This window comes from [Roseibacterium] beibuensis (assembly GCF_039542305.1).
Taxonomy (GTDB): domain Bacteria; phylum Pseudomonadota; class Alphaproteobacteria; order Rhodobacterales; family Rhodobacteraceae; genus Roseibacterium; species Roseibacterium beibuensis.
In genome coordinates this window covers 763,926-782,735 of record NZ_BAABHW010000002.1, presented here as the reverse complement: position 1 = coordinate 782,735, position 18,810 = coordinate 763,926, and the positions used below count along the sequence as shown (strand labels likewise).

Genomic DNA, 18,810 nt, shown 5'->3' with positions numbered 1-18,810 from the left:
CCCGCCATGGACAAGCCGCACGCCCCGCCGGATAGTGCGCGCATGGAATGGCGTGCGGACGGGATCCTGCTGACGGTGCGGCGGCATGGCGAAAGCGCCGCCATCATCGAGCTGTTCACCGAGGCCCATGGCCGCCATCTCGGCGTGGTGCCCGGCGGGGCCTCGCGCAAGCTTGCGCCCCTGCTGCAACCGGGTGCGCAACTCGACGCCACATGGCGCGCGCGGCTTTCCGATCATATCGGCAGTTACAAGGTGGAGCTGGTGACCTCGCGTGCCGCCGACGCGATGGGCGACCGGCTGTCACTGGCGGGCCTCGGCGCGGTCTGTGCGCTCCTGTCCTTCTGCCTGCCCGAGCGCGAGGCGCATCCCGCGCTCTATGCCCGCACCGCGGCGCTGCTCGACGGGCTCGGGGCCGAGCGCTGGGCCGAGGCGTATCTCGGCTGGGAACTGGCGCTGCTCGACGAGATGGGCTTTGGCCTGTCCCTCGATGCCTGCGCCGTGACCGGCACGAACGAGGATCTTGCCTTCATCTCGCCCCGCACGGGGCGCGCGGTCTCCAAGGAAGGGGCGGGCGACTGGGCCGACCGCCTGCTGCCCTTCCCCCGCTGCCTGTCCGGTGGCCCGGTGACTGGCGCGGGCGACCTGCTGGACGGTCTCAAAACGACCGGTCACTTCCTCGCCCATCACCTGGCGCCGTCCCTGGGCGACAAACCCTTGCCCGCAGCCCGCCAACGGCTTGTCGACCTCCTGGTCCGTCAGGCCGGCGGCTCCATCAACGGATAGGACGCAAGCGCCTCGTGGATCGCGCCCGCCGGGGTCAGGGTCGACCCGAAGAGAACGATGTCGCGGGCGACAAAGCCCGGAATGGCCGCTCTTGCCCCCAGTTGCGCGGCCAGCCGATCCCGCGCTGGGCCCCTTGGCCGCCGATTGGATCGCATCAAGGTCACATGCGGCCGGAACCGCCGCCGCGGAAGGTCCACACCCGCCGCGCGCGCGACCGCCGCCACCTTGGCCTGCAACCCGTCCAGCGCTTGCGTGTGACGCACGGCGGCGAAAACCAGTCCGCGCTCCATCTCGGTGAAGGAATCCAACCCGTCGAACACGATCTCGACCGCAGGCCAGTGCAAGCCGGATAGCCCCATGTCGATCTCCTCCAGCGTCGCCTCGCTGACCTCGCCCAGGAAGGCCAGCGTCAGGTGCAGGTTCTGCTCCGGCACGGCCTTTCCCACCGGCAAGGCAGATTGCAGCCGCGCCAGGGCGGCAGTGGTTTCTTCAGGGATGGGAAGGACGATAAAGGCGCGCATGACCATAGGAAACGGGGCGGGATGCTTTTGCGCAACCCGCCCCTTCATCTTGGCAAGAAAACTCTCGGGAGTGCGGGGGCAGACAGCCCCCGCTGACCCGCTCAGCCCAGCAAGCGCCGCGCGATGACCTGCGCCTGAATCTCGGCGGCACCCTCAAAGATGTTCAGGATGCGCGCGTCGCACAGGATGCGGCTGATCGTGTATTCCAGGGCAAAGCCGTTGCCGCCATGGATCTGCAAGCCGTTATCGGCGCAGGCCCAGGCCACGCGGGCCCCGAGCAGTTTCGCCATGCCGGCCTCGACGTCACAACGCCGCCCCTCGTCCTTTTCCCAGGCCGAGAAGTAGGTCAGCTGACGCGCGATCATGATCTCGACCGCCATCATCGCCAGCTTGCCCGACACGCGCGGAAACTCGATCAGCGACTTGCCGAACTGCTTGCGGTCCTGCGCATATTGCATGGCCACGTCCAAGGCCGACTGGGCCACACCGATGGCGCGGGCCGCGGTCTGGATACGGGCCGATTCGAAGGTTTCCATGAGCTGTTTGAAGCCCTTGCCTTCCTCTCCGCCCAGCAGGTTCTCGCCCTTCACGTGGAAGTCGTCAAAGCCCAGCTCGTATTCCTTCATCCCGCGGTAGCCCAGCACCTCGATCTCGCCACCGGTCATGCCCTCGGTCGGGAACGGGTGCTCGTCGGTGCCCGGTTCCTTCTCGGCCAGGAACATCGACAGGCCCTTGTAGTCGGTCGTGTTCGGATCGGTGCGGGCCAGCAGCGTCATCACATGCGTGCGCGCGGCATGGGTGATCCAGGTCTTGTTGCCGGTCACCTTGTAGTCGCCGTTCTCGTCCTTGACGGCGCGGGTGCGCAGGCTGCCAAGATCCGACCCGGTATTCGGCTCGGTAAAGACGGCGGTCGGCAATTTCTCGGCCGAGGCGAGCGCCGGAAGCCATTTCTGCTTCTGTTCTTCGGTGCCGCCCGCCAGGATAAGCTCTGCCGCGATCTCGGAGCGGGTGCCAAGGCTGCCGACGCCGATATAGCCGCGCGACAGCTCCTCGGACACGACGCACATCGACGCCTTGGACAGGCCGAACCCGCCGTATTCCTCGGGGATGGTCAGGCCGAAGACGCCCATCTCGGCCAGTTCCTCGATCACCTCCATCGGGATCAACTCGTCCTTGAGGTGCCATTCATGGGCATGCGGGATGACGCGATCGACCGAGTAGCGGCGGAATTGCTCGCGGATCATCTCCAGCTCTTCGTCGAGGCCCGACGCGCCGACCGTGATCTCGGCCGAACGTTCCTGCATCAGTTCCACCAGCCGCGTCCGCGCGGCCTGGGTGTTGCCGCCCTGGGTGAGGGTCATGACCTCGGGCACCATCAGCGCGCGTTGGTCGTCCTGCGTCAGGCCCACGTCCTGCGGGCGCAGCATCTCGCCCTGGCTCATCGGGATGCCGCCGTAAAGTTGCCAGAGGTATTCGCCGAAGGCGATCTGCTGGATCAGCTGCTCGACCTCGCCGAACTTGCCTTCGCCTTGCAGTTTCTCGGCCCAGGCCTGCATCTGGCGCAGCGCCTCGACATAGGTTGCGATCCAGGCCAGCCCGTGGGCCGCGGTCTGGTTCGCCTCGACCAGCCCGCCCGAGATGCGGCCATCCTTGGTCACCTCGGCGCGCAGGTGCTCCTTCGCCTTGTCCAGCAGCGCTTCGGCCGGTGCGATGGCGGCCTTGGTCAGCGACAAGAGATCCGGCAGGATCACGTCGGTTTCGGGGATCGGCTGTCCATCACGGGGCATCGTCGGTCTCCTCTCGGGGCAGGTCTGTCACGGTTATCGCGTGACTTAGGGCCTTTGCAGGTGCAGCGCAACAAAAATGCCGGTTTTTATTGCGAGGCGCACGAAAATGTCGCGCAGCTTTTTGCGCTGCAGCGACCTGCAAAGCAGGATATGAGGGCGCGAACGAAAACGCGCCATGCTCGAAGACACTTTATCCCTCATGCCCTTATGGGCCTTTGCCGTGGCTGTCGGCGTCACCCTGATCGCGGGATTCGTGAAGGGGGCGATCGGCTTTGCCATGCCGCTGATCATGATTTCGGGCCTGTCGCTGTTCCTGGACCCCTTGCTGGCCATCGCGGGGATCATCCTGCCCATCGTGATGTCCAACTTCCTGCAAGTGGCGCGATTCGGCCGGGTCGAGGCGATGGCGGCGATCCGGGAGTATTGGCGCTACATCGTGATCGTCTGTGTGATGATCGTCATCGTTGCGCAATTCGTGACCGCAATCCCGACACGGGTCTTCTACCTGATCCTCGGCATTCCGGTGGTCATCCTGTCCCTGATCCAGTTGATGGGCGTCACCTTCCACATTCCCCGGCACCGGCGCCGCCTTGCGGAATGGGGCATCGGGGCGCTTTCGGGCATCCTCGGCGGCATGACCGGCACATGGGGGCCGCCGACGGTCCTTTACCTGATCGCGCTGGAAACGCCCAAGGCCAAGCAGTTGCTGGTGCAGGGCGTCGTTTACGGGCTCGGCTCGGTCAGCTTGCTCGCGGGCCATCTTCAATCGGGCGTGCTGACGGCGACGACCGCGCCGTTCTCCGCTGCGCTGCTGATCCCGGCCTTTCTCGGGATGCAGATCGGTTTCCGCCTTTCCGATCATCTGAACCCGGCGGTGTTCCGCAAGGTCACCCTGGCTGTGCTGGTGTTGGCCGGGGCGAACCTCGTGCGGCGCGGGATCATGGGCTGAGCCGCGCTCAGGACATGAACCCGCCCTGGCAGGCCGCCACCATCGGGCGGGCGAAATCGGGCGGCACGATCTCGAAGCGGATGTGGAACAGCTCGTCCCCGTTTGCTTCCGCGATGAGGGTCCAGGTGCCCGTGACCAATTCATCCTGTGTCTCGAAGCTGAACCCGAAAAGCGACATCGCCGTGTCGTTCATCGTGGCGATCCAGCGTTCGACGGTAATGCCGCTGCCCGGGTAGGGCGGGTGCGTGACAGTGACGGTCACCGGGCCGGGGTCGGTCCCCTCTGCCACCCGCGCAAGCACGCCAAAGCCCATGCCAAGCGCAGCCGGGACAACCGTATCCTCGAAGCGGATCTGCGGCAGGTCCTGCACGATGTTGATCGTGCCGGCGGCCGTGTCGGGCGCGTCTTCAAGGCGCACGGGGTCCTGCGCGCAGTAGACGCCCCACTCGATCTCGTCGATCAACGCCCCGATGCGCGGGTTGTCCGCCGCGTCCGACGGCGCAAGCGGCGCCTCCTCCTGCGCGATGGCAGGGGCAACGAGAAGGCAAAGGCACAGGGCAACGGGTCTGATCATCGCGCCTCCGAACATGGCTGACATGGCCCGAGCGTAGCAGCCACGCAGGACACTGCAATCAGGTGCCTCGGCCGGTCGGGTTGCCGCGCGCGATCCCGCTGAAACGAAAAGCCCCCGCCTCCGATGCCGGAGCGGGGGCAATGTCGAAATCCCTTGCGGGATCAGCCGATCGCGGCGTTTTTCACATCGTCGTCGATATAAGGCACGTATTGCGCGAAATTGTCGGCGAACATCGCAACAAGCTTCGCCGCCTGCTGGTCATAGGCCGCCGGATCGGCCCAGGTGCCGCGGGGGTCCAGCAGCGCATCGTCGACGTCATGGCAGCGCGTCGGAACCTCGAACCCGAAATTGGGGTCGCGGCGGAATTCTCCGGCGGTGAGCGACCCGTCCAGTGCCGCGGTCAACAGGGCCCGGGTGGCCTTGATCGGCATGCGGGAGCCCGTGCCATAGGCACCGCCCGTCCAGCCGGTATTGACCAGCCAGCAAGTCGCCTCGTGCGCATGGATCTTTTCCTGCAGCAGCTTGCCGTACACCTCGGGGCGGCGCGGCATGAAGGGCGCGCCGAAGCAGGTCGAGAAGGTCGGTTCGGGCTCGGTCACGCCGCGCTCGGTTCCGGCCACCTTGGAGGTGAAGCCCGACAGGAAGTGATACATCGCCTGCGCCGGAGTCAGCCGCGCGATCGGAGGCAGGACGCCAAAGGCGTCGCAGGTCAGCATCACGATGTTCTTCGGATGTCCGGCCATGCCGCTTTCGGAGGCGTTCGAGATCTCTTCCAGCGGGTAGGCGCACCGCATGTTGGCCGTCAGGCTGTCATCGTCGAAATCCAGGACCAGCGTCTCGGGGTCGTAGACCATGTTCTCGATCACGGTGCCGAATTTCTGGGTCGTGGCGTAGATCTCGGGCTCGGCCTCTTGCCGCAGGTTGATCGTCTTGGCGTAGCAGCCACCCTCGAAATTGAAGATGCCGTTGTCCGACCAGCCATGTTCGTCATCGCCGATCAGCGTGCGCGACGGGTCGGCCGACAGCGTCGTCTTGCCGGTGCCGGACAGGCCGAAGAACACGGCGCTGTCTTCCGGGTTTCCGATGGCGTGGTTGGCCGAGCAATGCATCGCCATCACGCCCTTGCCGGGCAGGATGTAGTTCAGCAGCGTGAAGACGGATTTCTTGATCTCGCCGGCATATTCCGTGTCGCCGATCAGGATCAGTTTCTTGTCGAAATTCATCGCGATGACGGTTTCGGTGCGGCAGCCGTGGCGCTCGGGATCGGCCTTGAAGCTGGGGCAGTTGATGACCGTGAATTCAGGGGTGAAGCTGTCCAGCGTTTCGCGTGCGGGACGTCGCAGCATGGTGCGGCTGAACAGGCTGTGCCAGGCCAGCTCGGTCACCACGCGCACGTCCAGTTTCAACGCCGCGTCTGCGCCCCCGTGCAAATCCTGCACGAACACCTCGCGGCCCTTCATGTGCTCCAGCATGTCGGCGTGCAGCTGGTCGAACGCCTCCGGCGTCATCGCGGCATTGTTGTCCCACCAGATTTCGTCGGCGACGCTCTCGGTCTTGACCACGTGCTTGTCCTTGGGCGAGCGGCCGGTGAACTTGCCGGTCGAGACAAGCAGCGTGCCCCCGTTTCCAAGCTTGCCTTCGCCCTTGCGCAAGGCGGCTTCGATCAGCGCGGGTTCAAGCAGGTTGTAATGGACTGCGCCGAGGCCAGTGATACCCTGTTTTTCCAGCGTTTGGGCCGGGTTCACGCGTCCTTCGATCATGTCTGAATGCTCCTGGGCCGTTTCGGGGCGGATGCCATTGGGTCGCCGACCCGATCCACGGGTCAACATATTGATGCTGCGGCGCGTATAACATGACGTTTTTGTATCTGAACAGGACGCTTCGGCGCAGTTAGCGCAACCATCACGAAATTTTCTTTCGAATCGCCGTAAGGCTGCGCAATGCGCCCGCTGCGCGAACGGCGAGTGTGCCCTAAACGACTCATTAACCCGATTATGGCAGTTTTGAGGCAACGGCGGTGGCCGATTCGCAAGTTTGAGATTGATTCCCGGGGGCCAAATCAGGACAATGATCGAAAAATAACATATATTGGGCAGTATAAGGAAAGCACGATGGCGAAGATTGCGCTTGTCGATGACGACAGGAACATCCTGACGTCTGTCTCCATGACCCTCGAAGCCGAGGGCTTTGACGTCGAAACCTACAACGATGGTCAATCCGCGCTCGACGCGTTCAACCGGCGCCTGCCGGACCTCGGCGTGTTCGACATCAAGATGCCGCGCATGGACGGGATGGATCTGCTGCAACGCCTGCGCCAGAAATCCAAGATGCCCGTGATCTTCCTGACCTCCAAGGATGACGAGATCGACGAGTTGATGGGCCTGCGCATGGGCGCGGACGACTACGTGAAGAAACCGTTCTCGCAGCGTCTTCTGGTCGAACGTATCCGGTCGATCCTGCGCCGCCAGGAAGCGCTGTCTTCGGATGCCGCCGGCACGCCCGAGGAAAGCGCCGTCATGGTGCGCGGCAACCTGACCATGGACCCCCTGCGCCACGCGGTGACCTGGAAAGGGCTGGACGTGTCGCTCACCGTGACCGAGTTCCTGCTGCTTCAGGCCCTCGCCTCGCGCCCCGGCTTCGTCAAGAGCCGCGACCAGCTGATGGATGTCGCCTATGACGAACAGGTCTACGTCGATGACCGCACCATCGACAGCCACATCAAGCGGCTGCGCAAGAAGATGCGCTCGGTCGATGACGAGTTCTCGGCAATCGAGACGCTCTACGGCATCGGCTATCGCTACAACGAAGAATAAGGGGCCAGATCGGTGCCCGCGGATATTTCCATGACCAACCGCCGCGCCTCGGCGCGGGCGGATATCGTCCTTGGCGAGGATTGGGATCGCCCCGCGGGCAGCGTCGAGTCCGAACTGCGCGCCGCGCGGCAGCGGCGTGGCGTGATCTCGCTCAACCGCTCGCCGCTGGCGCGCAAGATCATCATGTTCAACCTGCTCAGCATCGTCGTGCTGGTCGCAGGTGTTCTGTACCTCAGCCCGTTCCGGGACAGCCTCGTGCAACAGCGCGAGCGCGCCCTCGCGATCGAGGCGCAACTGCTGGCCGAGGTGTTCGAGGCCAGCCTGCCGGAAAGCGCGCCGGTGAACCTGCTGACGGGCGACGGTATCGACCCCGATGTCGTCCTGGGCCGGATCGGCTTGGCCGATGGGGTCGACGTGTTCCTGTTCGATCCGAACGGAACGCTCGTGACCTCGACGGCCGATGTGGCGGGTACGCCGGCCAGACCGGTCCGTGGTCTGCCACGGCAGGCCGACGACGCGCTGATCATTACCGATTTCCTGAACAGTTCGTGGCGCGCGATGTCCGCACTCTTCGGCGCGCAGCCCGCCGATGCGCCGCGTCTCTCGCCCGAGGAGTTCGCGCGGTCGTTGATCGACTCGGCCCGCGATGGGGCGACGGTTCTTCACCGCAATGCCTCTGGCGCAGGCACGGTGTTCGCCGCCGCGACACCCGTCGACGGGGCCACCGGGACGCTCGGGTTTCTCGTGGTGTCCACCGCGGCGGGCGAGATCGACGAACTCGTCCGCATGGAGCGCGAGCAACTGCTCCAGATGTTCGTCGTGGCCCTGCTGGTGTCGATCGGCCTGAGCCTCGTACTCGCCTCCACCATCGCGAACCCGCTGTCCGACCTTGCCGCCGCTGCCGAACTTGGCCGGGACAAGAATGCCCGCAAGATGAGCCCGACGCGCGTGCGCATCCCCGACCTGACCGGCCGGCCCGACGAGATCGGTCGTCTCTCCGGCGCCCTGCGCGGCATGGTGGCGGCACTCTACGACCGGATGGACGCGAACGAACAATTCGCCGCCGATGTCAGCCACGAGATCAAGAACCCGTTGGCCAGCCTGCGTTCCGCCGTGGGCACCATGCGCGTCGCCCGCACGGACGATCAGCGCAATCGCCTGCTGGAAGTGATCGAACACGATGTGCAGCGCCTTGACCGGCTGGTCTCGGACATCTCGAACGCGTCGCGCCTCGACAGCGAATTGGTGAAAGAGGAGGAAGAGGAATTCAACCTCGTCCGCACGCTGGAAAACCTGTCGCAATACCATTCCGAGGAAGCGGCCAAGAAGGGCGTCGAGTTCATCACTGACCTGCCCTCCGAGAAGATCATGATCTCTGGCCTCGAAGGGCGCTTGGCGCAGGTTTTCGTCAACCTCCTCGGCAACGCGATTTCCTTCTGCGAGGAAGGGGACGCGGTGCGGCTCTGGACGCGGCGGCGCGAGAACCGGGTTCTGATCGTGGTCGAGGATACCGGGCCGGGCATCCCTGAATCGGCCCTGACCAAGGTCTTCAACCGGTTCTATTCCGAGCGCCCGGTTCAGCAGTTCGGCAACCATTCCGGCCTTGGCCTCGCCATCTCGAAGCAGATCGTCGAAGCCCATGGCGGCGTGATCTGGGCCGAGAACATCCGCCCGACCGACCTCGATGCCGCGTCGGAACCTCTGGGGGCCCGGTTTGTCGTCGGCCTGCCGATCTGATCTGACGCAGCAGCCGACCGCACCGGCGGTGTTCACATGACACACCTGCCATCGTTGACCGATCGCGCCGCGTCTTGCGATGGGGATCGCTGGTATTTCCGGGCCAGCGCGGTTGCGCTCGGTCAGAACGCGGTCTTGATCCTCGGCCAGCCAGGCGCCGGGAAATCCACGCTTGCCCTGTCTCTCATGGCCTTTGGTGCCACCTATGTCGCCGATGACGGCGTGTGGCTGGAGCCGCACCCGGACGGCCCGGTTCTGTCCCGCCCCGCCGCTGCCCCGCCGATGATCGAAGCGCGCGGTGTCGGCATTTTGAACGCGGGCGAGGTGGTCGACCGCGCCCGCCTGGCGCTGGTGGTCGATCTCGACGCCGCCGAAGCCGACCGCTTGCCGGTCAGACATGCGGTGGCGGTCGGGCCGACAGAGAGTCCCTTGCTGCAGGGCAAGGATAACCCCCACCTCGCAGCCGCGATCCTTCAGCTCTTGCGGAGCGGGCGGGCAGAGCCATGATTGCCCTCAACCTTCCGCGGGCCATATGGCAAGGTCCAGGCATGGAATTACAGCGAACGGACCTCAGATGACCGACCAGACAGACCCGCGCCCACCCACCACCGCGCCGGTGCGGGTCGTTCTTGTGACTGGGCCGTCGGGCGCCGGGCGCTCTACCGCGATCAACGCGCTGGAGGATATCGGGTTCGAGGCGATCGACAATCTCCCGCTCAGCCTGCTGCCGCGCTTGCTGGAGGGGGCACCGCCCGACCGCCCGATGGCGTTCGGCACCGATGCCCGTAACCGCGAGTTCAGCGCCGAAAGACTGCTGGAAGCCTCCCACAGATTGCAGGCGTCCGAGGGCGTCGAGGTGGAACTCGTCTACCTCGATTGCGACCCGCACACGCTGCAACGGCGCTACTCGGAAACGCGGCGGCGGCACCCGCTGGCCCCGGATGCGGACCCGGCGAACGGCATCACGCTGGAGCGTGACCTGCTGAGCCCGGTGCGCGGCCATGCCTCCGTACTGATCGACACGACGAGCCTGACGCCCCATGAATTGCGCGCGGAAATCACGCGCCTCTTTTCGCCGGACGGGACGCAGAAGCTTAGCGTGACCGTCATGTCCTTTTCCTATCGGCGGGGGCTTCCGACCGGCGCGGACCTGGTTTTCGATTGCCGGTTCCTGCGCAATCCGCATTGGGACGCCGACCTGAAACCGCAGGATGGCCGCGACCCCCGCGTGCAGGCCTACATTGCCGAGGACCCCCGGCACGCACAGTTCGAGGCGCAGGTGCAGGAGATGCTGGCGCTCCTGCTTCCGGCCTTCCGCGAGGAAGGGAAAAGCCACCTGACCGTCGCCTTCGGCTGCACCGGCGGGCAGCACCGGTCGGTGGCAATGGCCGAAAACCTTGCCGCCCACCTTGCGGAAGAAGGATGGCATGTGTCTAAAAGGCACAGGGAAGTGGAGCAGCGGCGCATCGCGGCGTCGCGGCCTGACATGTCAGAGGCCTGATCTGTGATCGGAATCGTTATCGTCGCCCATGGGGGGCTCGCATCCGAATTGATGCGGGCCACCGAACATGTCGTGGGCCCGCAACCGGCGATGATCGCGATCTCGGTCGGTCCCGAAGATGACCGGGCCGCGCGAACGCGGGAAATCTGCGATGCGGCCGACCGGGTCGATACCGGCGAGGGGGTGGTCGTGGTGACCGACATGTATGGCGGCTCGCCCTCGAACCTGAGCTTGCGCGCCTGCCGCCCGTCGAACCGCAAGATCCTGACGGGGGTGAACCTGCCGATGATGATCAAGCTGGCGAAATCCCGCCGCCTCGGGGTCGAGGAAGCCGTGGCGCGCGCCGCCGAGGCCGGTCGGCGCTATATCAACAGTTTCGACGGAGCCCCGGAATGAGCAGTGCCGACACCGTGACACGAGACCTGAAGATCGTGAACGTGAAGGGCCTCCACGCCCGCGCCTCGGCCCGGTTCGTCGAGGTGGTGGAGAACCATGACGCAACGGCAACCGTCCGCAAGGATGGGCTGAGTGCCGCCGGCGACTCCATCATGGGGCTTTTGATGTTGGCAGCTTCCAAGGGAAGCACTATTGAGGTCGAAACCTCGGGTCCCGAGGCCGAAGTCTTGGCAGATGCGCTTGCTGCGCTGGTGGCCGACAAGTTCGGCGAGGGCGATTGAACAGCCCGGGCGCACGGTCGATCTGAACGATGGAACGAAGGCGCGTGACGGATACCCAGCATCGCAATTCCGTATCGGCCCCGGCCCCTGCGCGTCTGGACGGGCCGGGCAATGTCTATGACCGCCGGTCGCTGACCTATGCCAACAGTTTCGACAACCCGTTCGTGCGCAACACGATCAAGACGATCGAGTGGCTGACCGGCAAGGTCGCCATCATCCGCCGGGTGCGCCAGTTCGAACAGATGGGCGAACACACCGGGCAGGCCTTCTGGCCCGCGACGATGAAGGTGATGGGGATCGACCTGCAAACCCCCCGGCATCAGCTTGAGCGCATCCCGTCCGAAGGCCCTGTCGTTTTCGTGGCGAACCATCCGCACGGCCTTGTCGATGGCATGATCTTGGCGGATCTGATCGGGCGTCGGCGTCTGGATTACCGCATCCTCACCCGTGCGCTGCTGACCGGCATCGACGAGGCGGCCGCAGGGTTCATGATCCCCGTGCCGTTCCCGCACGAGCCGGACGCGCAGCAGAAGATGCTGGCCATGCGGGCCGAGGCGTTGACGCATCTCAAGGCGGGCGGTTTGATCGCCCTCTTCCCCTCCGGCGCGGTCGCGGCCTCGGAGTCGATGTTCGGCCCTGCCGTCGAGGGCGAGTGGAACGTCTTCACCGCAAAGTTGATCCGGACCACGGGCGCGACCATCGTGCCGTGTTTCTTCACCGGATCGAATTCACGCTGGTACCAGATCGCCAACCGGATCTCTCCGATCCTGCGTCAGGGTCTTCTGATCCACGAAGTGGTGCACAGTTTCGACAAGCCGCAGGCCCCGATCATCGGCAACCCCATCCCGCCCGAGGAATGGGCGGACCGGATCGCCAAGCCGCGAGAGTTCATGGCGTGGCTCCGGCAGCGGACCCTATCGCTGAGGGACAATCCCGACGCGCGCGGCTAAGGCGCCGCGACCTTACCGTGTCGGAACCGGTTCCTCGCCCCGGTAATCGTAGAACCCCCGGTCGGTCTTGCGGCCAAGCCAGCCCGCTTCGACGTATTTCGTCAACAGGGGGCAGGGGCGGTATTTCGTATCCGCCAACCCGTCATGGAGCACGTTCATGATGGCAAGGCAGGTGTCGAGGCCGATGAAATCGGCCAATTCCAGCGGCCCCATCGGGTGGTTGGCGCCCAGCTTCATCGACTCGTCGATCGAGCGCACGCTGCCAACGCCTTCGTAGAGCGTGTAGACCGCCTCGTTGATCATCGGCATCAGGATGCGGTTGACGATGAAGGCGGGGAAATCCTCGGCCGTGGCAGAGGTCTTTCCAAGGCGGTCCACCACTTCCTTGCAGGCCTTGAACGTCTCTTCATCCGTGGCGATCCCGCGGATCAGTTCGACCAGCTGCATCACCGGCACGGGATTCATGAAGTGGAAGCCCATGAACTTCTCGGGCCGGTCTGTTCGGCTCGCCAGCCGCGTGATCGAGATCGACGAGGTGTTCGAGGTCAGGATCGTATGCGGCAACAGGTGCGGGCCCAGATCCTCGAAGATCGCCTGCTTGACCGTCTCGCGTTCGGTCGCGGCCTCGATGATCAGGTCCGATGGCCCGACCTCGGACAGGTTGGTCGTCGTCCTGATCCGGGCCAGCGCGCCGGTTTTTTCCTCTTCGGTGATTTTGCCGCGCGAAACCTGGCGGCTCATGTTCTTGTCGATCAGCGCCATCGCGGCGTTCAACGCATCCGGGCTGATATCGGACATCACGACATCATAGCCCGCCAGCGAACAGACATGGGCGATGCCATTGCCCATCTGTCCCGCTCCGACGATTCCGATCTTTGCCACCTGCATGCGTTTCTTCTCCTGTCTCTCGCTCGGCGGGCCGCCGGCGCAGGCCCGAGACTATGCGCCAGCGCTACCCGGGCACAAGCCATTCCCACAGGTTGCGCGACCCGCCGGAATTCGGCGTTCGCAGGGGGATGTGTAGGTCAAAATTAAATTAAAACATACGTTTAGGAATTGGGAAACGCGTTTCTGAAAGGGTGGCCATGGGTGAGTCTCAACATGGTGGGAGCAACAGAAATGAGTTTCGTGCATCGGGGCTATATGCCCCTCGACTATCAACCCGTGGTCTATCCCGGGTCCGTCCTGCGGTTCAGGGGCCCTGCCGTCGATCTGTCCCGGCCCTACATCCTGTGTCTCGGCGGTGCCGAAACCTTCGGCCGCTTCATCCATGCGCCCTATGCCGAGGAGATGTCGCGCCAACTCGGGCAGCAGGTGGTCAACATGGGTGTCATCGGCGCGGGCATGGATGTGATGATGAATGACGGCGCGATCCAGCGCGCCATGCGCGGGGCCTCGGCGGTGGTGCTGCAGGTCACCGGGGCGCAGAACATGACCAACCGCTTCTACTCGGTGCATCCCCGGCGCAATGATCGGTTCCTAAAGGCAAGCTCGATCCTCAGTACGATCTACCGCGATGTGGATTTCACGGAGTTTCATTTTACCCGTCACCTGCTGACCCATCTGAAGTCGCGTTCACGCGACCGGTTCGCCATCCTGCGGGAGGAATTGCAGGTCGCGTGGCGGGCGCGCATGGCGAAGTTCCTGTCGGAGTCGTCGGTGCCGGTGCACCTGCTGTGGCTGTCAAACCGCCTGCCGGGCGAGGATCGGGCGCAACGCGGGTTGGGGATGGAGCCGCTGTTCCTGACCCAGGCGATGCTGGATGATGTCGCGCATCTTGCGCGGTCCGTCACCGTGGCCGTGCGGCCACCGGCTGCCAGCCGGAATCCGACGCGGGGCATGTTCTTCGCCGCGCGGGAAGAGGCGGCGGCCCGTGTCCTGCCGGGGCCGGAGGTTCACAGGGATGCAGCGCGGGCCTTGGCCACGCATCTTTCGGCGGACGGTGCCATGAAAAACCCCGCGCAGGCGAACCGGCGCGGGGCGTAATATTGGGAGGAGACGTCCGTTCAATCAGAGCTTGCCGGTCAACTCCGGCACGGCGTCGAACAGGTCGGCCACAAGCCCGTAATCGGCCACCTGGAAGATGGGGGCTTCCTCGTCCTTGTTGATCGCGACGATGACCTTGGAGTCCTTCATCCCCGCCAGGTGCTGGATGGCACCGGAAATGCCGACGGCGATGTAGAGCTCGGGGGCGACCACCTTGCCGGTCTGGCCCACCTGCCAGTCGTTCGGCGCATAGCCCGAGTCGACGGCGGCCCGGCTGGCGCCGACGGCGGCGCCCAGCTTGTCGGCCAGCGACTCGATCAGGGCGAATTGCTCTTCCGAGCCGACGCCACGGCCGCCCGAGACGACGATGCCCGCGCTGGTCAGTTCCGGACGATCGCTTTCGGCGACCTTGTCCTCGACCCATTCCGACAGGCCCGAGGCCGCCGGGGCATCGACCATCTCGACCGGGGCCGAGTTGCCGGCGCCGGCCGCGTCGAAGGTCGAGGTGCGGAAGGTGATGACCTTCTTGGCATCCGACGATTTCACGGTCTGCACGGCGTTGCCTGCGTAAACCGGGCGTTCGAACGTGTCGGCATCCACCACGCCCGAGGCGTCCGAGATCACCATGACGTCCAGCAGCGCCGCAACGCGGGGCATGATGTTCTTGGCGTCCGTGGTCGCGGGGGCGACGATGTGGGTGTAGTCGCCCGCAAGCCCAACGATCAGGTCGGCGGTGGTTTCAGCAAGGCGATGGCCCAGGCTGTCGCCCTCGGCGCAGAGCACCTTGGCCACGCCGTCGATGGTCGCGGCGGCGTCCGCCGCGGATTTGGCCGAGGCGCCGGCGCAGAGCACGGTCACATCGCCCAGCGGCTTGGCGGCGGTCACGGCCTTGGCCGTGGCATCCATCGCCAGTTCGCCACCGGTTACTTCGGCAAGAAGCAGAACAGCCATCAGATCACCCCCGCTTCGGTTTTCAGTTTCTCGACAAGTTCATCCACCGAGCCGACGATGATGCCGGCCTTGCGTTCCTCGGGTTCGCTGGTCTTCAGCACTTCGAGGCGCGGCGCGGTGTCGACGCCGTAATCGGCCGCCGTCTTTTCATCCAGCGGTTTTTTCTTGGCCTTCATGATGTTGGGCAGCGACGCGTAGCGCGGCTCGTTCAGGCGCAGGTCCACGGTGACGATCGCCGGCATCTTGACGGCGATGGTCTGAAGGCCGCCGTCGACCTCGCGCGTGACCTTGGCGGTGTCGCCGTCGATCTCGATGCCCGAGGCGAAGGTCGCCTGGGACCAGCCCAGAAGCGCCGACAACATCTGGCCGGTCGCGTTCATGTCGTTGTCGATCGCCTGCTTGCCGGCCAGAACGAGGCCCGGCTGTTCCTCGTCGACCACGGCCTTGAGGATCTTGGCGACGGCCAGCGGCTCGATATCCTGGTGGACGTCATCGGCGGCGACGACGAGGATGGCACGGTCGGCCCCCATCGCCAGCGCGGTGCGCAGGGTTTCCTGTGCCTGCTTGACCCCGATGGATACGGCGACGACTTCGTCGGCCTTGCCCGCCTCTTTCAGGCGGATCGCCTCTTCGACGGCGATCTCGTCGAACGGGTTCATGGACATTTTCACATTGGCGAGATCGACGCCGGAGCCGTCCGCCTTGACGCGGACCTTCACGTTGTAGTCGATCACGCGCTTCACAGGTACGAGGACCTTCATCGCACGTCTCCTCTCTCTCAATCCTACTTTCGGGGAGCCGTCTCCCCGCGAATTCCTCACCACGGTGAGTGATAGACATATCGTTCGGGTGAAAACAGGCCAAAATCGACGCGGGGCGTGCCATCGACGCCGCGTCAGAATGGCTCACGCCGGGTCAGGTCAACCCGGTGTGCCGCATCAGTTCGACACAGATCGCGGCATAGCAGGCAATCGTGGCGGCAAGGACGAAGCCATGCCAGATCGTGTTGTGGAAGGGCAGCTTGTGCCACATCAGGAAAACGACGCCCGCCGAGTAGAGGATGCCCCCGGTCGCCAGAAGCGTCACGCCCCAGCTGCTGAGGCCTGAGACCAGTGGGCCGCCCATGACGGCCCCCGCCCAGCCGAGGCCGAGATAGAGCACCAGCGCGATCAGCATGCGTTTGCGGGTGCTGAAGATGACGATGGACGCACCGGCCGCCGCCACGCCCCAGATGGCTGCGAGGAACCCGGGCGATCCGGGCATGAGCGCGACAAAGGGCGTATAGGTGCCGGCGATCTTGAAATAGATCGCGGATTGGTCGAGGCGGCGAAGGCGGTCGGCCCATTCCGGGCGCCGGATCATGTTGTAGAGCGCCGAGCAGCTGAGCATAGCGAGCAGCGTGATGGCGTAGATCGTGGTGGCCGTGACCGTCGGCGCATCCCCGATGCGGATCGCCGCGAGGGCCACGAGGATTGGCCCGGCAATCAGCGCCGCGCCAATACCGACCACATGAATGGCGGCATCCGAGATATACTCGGCGCGGGAGTAAGGGCGCGGACCTGCAACATGCGACATGTTCTTAATGTAGCAGCAAAAAAGAGGTTTGCGAGGGGGTCATGCCTTTTTCGTCGCCTTCGGCGCCGACCCGCCGGGGGGCTCTGCCCCCCGGACCCCCCGGAGTTTTTTGCCAAGATGAAGGGGATTGGCCAGAGCGCCAGGGAATACGGGCAAGGTGCGCACGGCCCCGTTTGCGTACGGCGCTGATGTGGACTCAGCCCCCGGACTGCCCGCGGAAGAAGACAAAGGCGGCGATCAGGACCACGGCAACGAATTGCGCGATCAGGCGCCAAACCATGAACTTGTTGGACTGCTTGCTGCCCTCGACGCCGCCCTTGCGGAAGGAGTTGATCCCCATCAGCAGGATCACGAGCACCACGATACAAGCCAGCAAGGCTACGATGAAAAGAGGGTCGGTGGTCATGGTCGTGTCTCTTTCTTCACCCGTTCCGGGCGATCTAGCAGGCAGTTTGCGCAAAGCCAGCGCATCGTCGTGTAAGGTCTAACCGCGGTTCAGCACCCAGTCGAGCGCACGTGTGGGCAGCGCGCGCCTGAGGCCGTTGGCGATATAGGCCGGGGTTGTGATGTAGTAGCGCGGCCGGGGGCGGGGGCTTTCGAGGGCGTGGACCAGTTCCCTGACGACCGCCTCGGGGGGGAGTTCGAACCGGTCAGGGCCGCGATCCTCGTAGAGCCGCTTGAGCAGGCTGGCCCGGTAGAGATCGGCGCGCGGACTATTCTGCCAATCGATCCAGCGTTCGAAATGCGGGATGGCCTTTTGGCGCAGCATCGAGGTGACGGGGCCGGTGTTGAGCGTCACGACATGAATGGGCGTGTCCATCATCTCGATCCGGAGCGTGTCGGTCAGCCCTTCGAGGGCGAATTTCGTGGCCACGTAGGCGCCGCGCCATTTGTAGGTGACATGGCCCAAGACCGACGAATGCTGCACGATGCGGCCATGCCCCTGCGCCCGCATGATGGGGATGACGCGTCGGGTCAGGTCGTGGACGCCGAAGAGGTTGGTGGCGAAGATCTCTTCCAGGGCGCCGCGCGGCAGGTCCTCGACCGCGCCGGGCAGTCCGAAGGCCCCGTTGTTGAACAGGGCGTCCAGCGTGCCGCCGGTCAGATCCAGCGTATCGGCCAGCCCCTGCGCGACGCTGTCGGGGTTCGCGTAGTCGAGGCGCACGCTGTCGAACCCGTCTGCGCGGAGGCGGTCCACATCGGCCTGCTGCCGGGCGCTGGCGATCACCCGCCATCCGCGCTGGCGCAGGCCATGGGCTGCGGCCCGTCCGATTCCGGACGAGCAGCCGGTGATGAGAATGGTTCCGCCCATGGTGTCGCCTTTTTTCAGTTCCACGCAGGGAGGGGTAGGTCAGGCGCGGGGCCCCGGCAACCGTGCCTAGTTGACCGGTTCGAGGAAATCCTCGGACATGTAGCCGGTTTGGCCGGTGGCGATGACTTGCAGATGCGCCCAGCCATCCCCCACGCGTTCGATCAACTCCACCTCCTCGCCGCGGAAAAGCGCCGTCAGGATGGCATCGTCGGTCGAGGGGCCAGCCCGAAAATTCACGCGGTCCCCGGTGACGCGCAGGCGTTCTGGTGTTGTCGCCGATGGCCCCGGCGACGCCGCGGGAGGGGCCTCGGCCGTGATGTCGGGGGCTTCGGCCTCGGGCGCGGCCTGCTCGGGTGCGGCGGTCGGTGGGGTCGCGCCAAGGGTAATCCGCTCGCCCGTGGTGTCGGCGGGTTCCACCACCGCGTCGATCACGATGTCTTCGCCCTCTTCCGTCGTCAGGACAAGGCGGCCATCGGGCGTTTCATGCAGGGCGGGGTCTTCCTCGGGGGCGGTCGGATCGCCGGGAACCGTCACCACCTCGTCCCGCGCGGCCTGGAACCCCTCGGGCGGCGCATCGGAAAATATGATCATCACGGCGTAGATCGCCACGAGCAAGAACAGCGTCAATCGCAACATGTGCCGTGTGGCCCCCACTTCGTTTCCCGGCGTCCTACACCGCCTGCCTTCGATTCGC

21 protein-coding genes are annotated in these 18,810 nt (G+C 65.1%); 10 read left to right on the top strand and 11 right to left on the bottom strand.

Annotation, left to right across the window (positions count from 1 at the left end; translation table 11 throughout):
• The first annotated feature begins 42 nt into the window (after positions 1 to 42).
• Entirely contained in the window at positions 43 to 783 is a 741-nt protein-coding gene (recO, locus tag ABD923_RS10515) for a DNA repair protein RecO (RefSeq protein WP_259554031.1), read from the top strand.
• Here the strand turns inward: recO and thpR are convergent.
• Entirely contained in the window at positions 756 to 1,304 is a 549-nt protein-coding gene (gene thpR / locus ABD923_RS10510) for an RNA 2',3'-cyclic phosphodiesterase (RefSeq protein ID WP_259554032.1), read from the bottom strand. The two genes, recO and thpR, sit on opposite strands and share 28 nt — an antisense overlap.
• A 101-nt stretch (positions 1,305 to 1,405) precedes the next feature.
• On the bottom strand, positions 1,406 to 3,091 hold the full coding sequence (locus tag ABD923_RS10505; protein ID WP_259554033.1) for an acyl-CoA dehydrogenase family protein: 1,686 nt from the start codon (positions 3,089 to 3,091) through the stop codon (positions 1,406 to 1,408).
• A gap of 175 nt (positions 3,092 to 3,266) precedes the next feature.
• Here ABD923_RS10505 and ABD923_RS10500 point away from each other — a divergent pair, with 175 nt between their 5' ends.
• A complete protein-coding gene (locus tag ABD923_RS10500; RefSeq protein WP_259554034.1) occupies positions 3,267 to 4,040 on the top strand; it encodes a sulfite exporter TauE/SafE family protein in 774 nt (257 codons plus the stop codon).
• 7 nt (positions 4,041 to 4,047) lie between these two features.
• On the opposite strand, the gene ABD923_RS10495 is transcribed toward ABD923_RS10500, so the two are convergent.
• Together ABD923_RS10495 and ABD923_RS10490 are read right to left on the bottom strand one after the other, a co-directional pair.
• The gene (locus ABD923_RS10495; protein ID WP_259554035.1) at positions 4,048 to 4,614 is read right to left on the bottom strand and encodes a DUF3859 domain-containing protein; all 567 of its coding nucleotides are present in this window, start codon (positions 4,612 to 4,614) and stop codon (positions 4,048 to 4,050) included.
• Between the two features lie 161 nt (positions 4,615 to 4,775).
• Positions 4,776 to 6,374: a phosphoenolpyruvate carboxykinase gene (locus tag ABD923_RS10490; protein ID WP_259554036.1), complete on the bottom strand. Its 1,599-nt coding sequence runs from the start codon at positions 6,372 to 6,374 to the stop codon at positions 4,776 to 4,778.
• Between the two features lie 351 nt (positions 6,375 to 6,725).
• On the opposite strand from ABD923_RS10490, the gene ABD923_RS10485 reads away from it, so the two are divergent.
• The 7 genes from ABD923_RS10485 to ABD923_RS10455 all read left to right on the top strand — a co-directional run bounded on the left by ABD923_RS10485 (position 6,726) and on the right by ABD923_RS10455 (position 12,292).
• Complete coding sequence (locus ABD923_RS10485) at positions 6,726 to 7,427, top strand: response regulator transcription factor (protein WP_222190718.1); 702 nt, start codon at positions 6,726 to 6,728, stop codon at positions 7,425 to 7,427.
• Positions 7,428 to 7,457: 30 nt separating this feature from the next.
• Complete coding sequence (locus tag ABD923_RS10480; RefSeq protein ID WP_259554037.1) at positions 7,458 to 9,164, top strand: sensor histidine kinase; 1,707 nt, start codon at positions 7,458 to 7,460, stop codon at positions 9,162 to 9,164.
• 36 nt (positions 9,165 to 9,200) lie between these two features.
• Positions 9,201 to 9,671, top strand: a complete 471-nt coding sequence (locus ABD923_RS10475) for an HPr kinase/phosphorylase (protein WP_259554038.1) — start codon at positions 9,201 to 9,203, stop codon at positions 9,669 to 9,671.
• Between the two features lie 67 nt (positions 9,672 to 9,738).
• Entirely contained in the window at positions 9,739 to 10,665 is a 927-nt protein-coding gene (rapZ, locus tag ABD923_RS10470; protein ID WP_259554039.1) for an RNase adapter RapZ, read from the top strand.
• 3 nt (positions 10,666 to 10,668) lie between these two features.
• A complete protein-coding gene (locus tag ABD923_RS10465) occupies positions 10,669 to 11,061 on the top strand; it encodes a PTS sugar transporter subunit IIA (protein ID WP_259554040.1) in 393 nt (130 codons plus the stop codon).
• Positions 11,058 to 11,342: an HPr family phosphocarrier protein gene (locus ABD923_RS10460; protein ID WP_222190728.1), complete on the top strand. Its 285-nt coding sequence runs from the start codon at positions 11,058 to 11,060 to the stop codon at positions 11,340 to 11,342. The genes ABD923_RS10465 and ABD923_RS10460 overlap by 4 nt, the downstream gene beginning before the upstream one ends.
• A gap of 29 nt (positions 11,343 to 11,371) precedes the next feature.
• The gene (locus ABD923_RS10455) at positions 11,372 to 12,292 is read left to right on the top strand and encodes a lysophospholipid acyltransferase family protein (RefSeq protein ID WP_345229464.1); all 921 of its coding nucleotides are present in this window, start codon (positions 11,372 to 11,374) and stop codon (positions 12,290 to 12,292) included.
• A gap of 12 nt (positions 12,293 to 12,304) precedes the next feature.
• Here the strand turns inward: ABD923_RS10455 and ABD923_RS10450 are convergent, their stop codons facing one another.
• The gene (locus ABD923_RS10450; RefSeq protein ID WP_259554042.1) at positions 12,305 to 13,180 is read right to left on the bottom strand and encodes a 3-hydroxybutyryl-CoA dehydrogenase; all 876 of its coding nucleotides are present in this window, start codon (positions 13,178 to 13,180) and stop codon (positions 12,305 to 12,307) included.
• A gap of 231 nt (positions 13,181 to 13,411) precedes the next feature.
• On the opposite strand from ABD923_RS10450, the gene ABD923_RS10445 reads away from it, so the two are divergent.
• The gene (locus ABD923_RS10445; RefSeq protein ID WP_259554043.1) at positions 13,412 to 14,278 is read left to right on the top strand and encodes a DUF6473 family protein; all 867 of its coding nucleotides are present in this window, start codon (positions 13,412 to 13,414) and stop codon (positions 14,276 to 14,278) included.
• A gap of 24 nt (positions 14,279 to 14,302) precedes the next feature.
• Here the strand turns inward: ABD923_RS10445 and ABD923_RS10440 are convergent, their stop codons facing one another.
• The 6 genes from ABD923_RS10440 to ABD923_RS10415 all read right to left on the bottom strand — a co-directional run bounded on the left by ABD923_RS10440 (position 14,303) and on the right by ABD923_RS10415 (position 18,752).
• On the bottom strand, positions 14,303 to 15,229 hold the full coding sequence (locus ABD923_RS10440) for an electron transfer flavoprotein subunit alpha/FixB family protein (protein ID WP_259554044.1): 927 nt from the start codon (positions 15,227 to 15,229) through the stop codon (positions 14,303 to 14,305).
• A complete protein-coding gene (locus tag ABD923_RS10435) occupies positions 15,229 to 15,990 on the bottom strand; it encodes an electron transfer flavoprotein subunit beta/FixA family protein (protein WP_259554045.1) in 762 nt (253 codons plus the stop codon). The genes ABD923_RS10440 and ABD923_RS10435 overlap by 1 nt, the downstream gene beginning before the upstream one ends.
• Positions 15,991 to 16,144: 154 nt before the next feature.
• Entirely contained in the window at positions 16,145 to 16,804 is a 660-nt protein-coding gene (gene trhA / locus ABD923_RS10430; RefSeq protein WP_259554047.1) for a PAQR family membrane homeostasis protein TrhA, read from the bottom strand.
• 196 nt (positions 16,805 to 17,000) lie between these two features.
• Positions 17,001 to 17,210, bottom strand: a complete 210-nt coding sequence (locus ABD923_RS10425) for a twin transmembrane helix small protein (RefSeq protein ID WP_259554048.1) — start codon at positions 17,208 to 17,210, stop codon at positions 17,001 to 17,003.
• A gap of 78 nt (positions 17,211 to 17,288) precedes the next feature.
• The gene (locus ABD923_RS10420) at positions 17,289 to 18,116 is read right to left on the bottom strand and encodes an SDR family NAD(P)-dependent oxidoreductase (protein WP_259554060.1); all 828 of its coding nucleotides are present in this window, start codon (positions 18,114 to 18,116) and stop codon (positions 17,289 to 17,291) included.
• A gap of 66 nt (positions 18,117 to 18,182) precedes the next feature.
• A complete protein-coding gene (locus ABD923_RS10415; RefSeq protein ID WP_259554049.1) occupies positions 18,183 to 18,752 on the bottom strand; it encodes an SH3 domain-containing protein in 570 nt (189 codons plus the stop codon).
• Positions 18,753 to 18,810 lie beyond the last annotated feature (58 nt).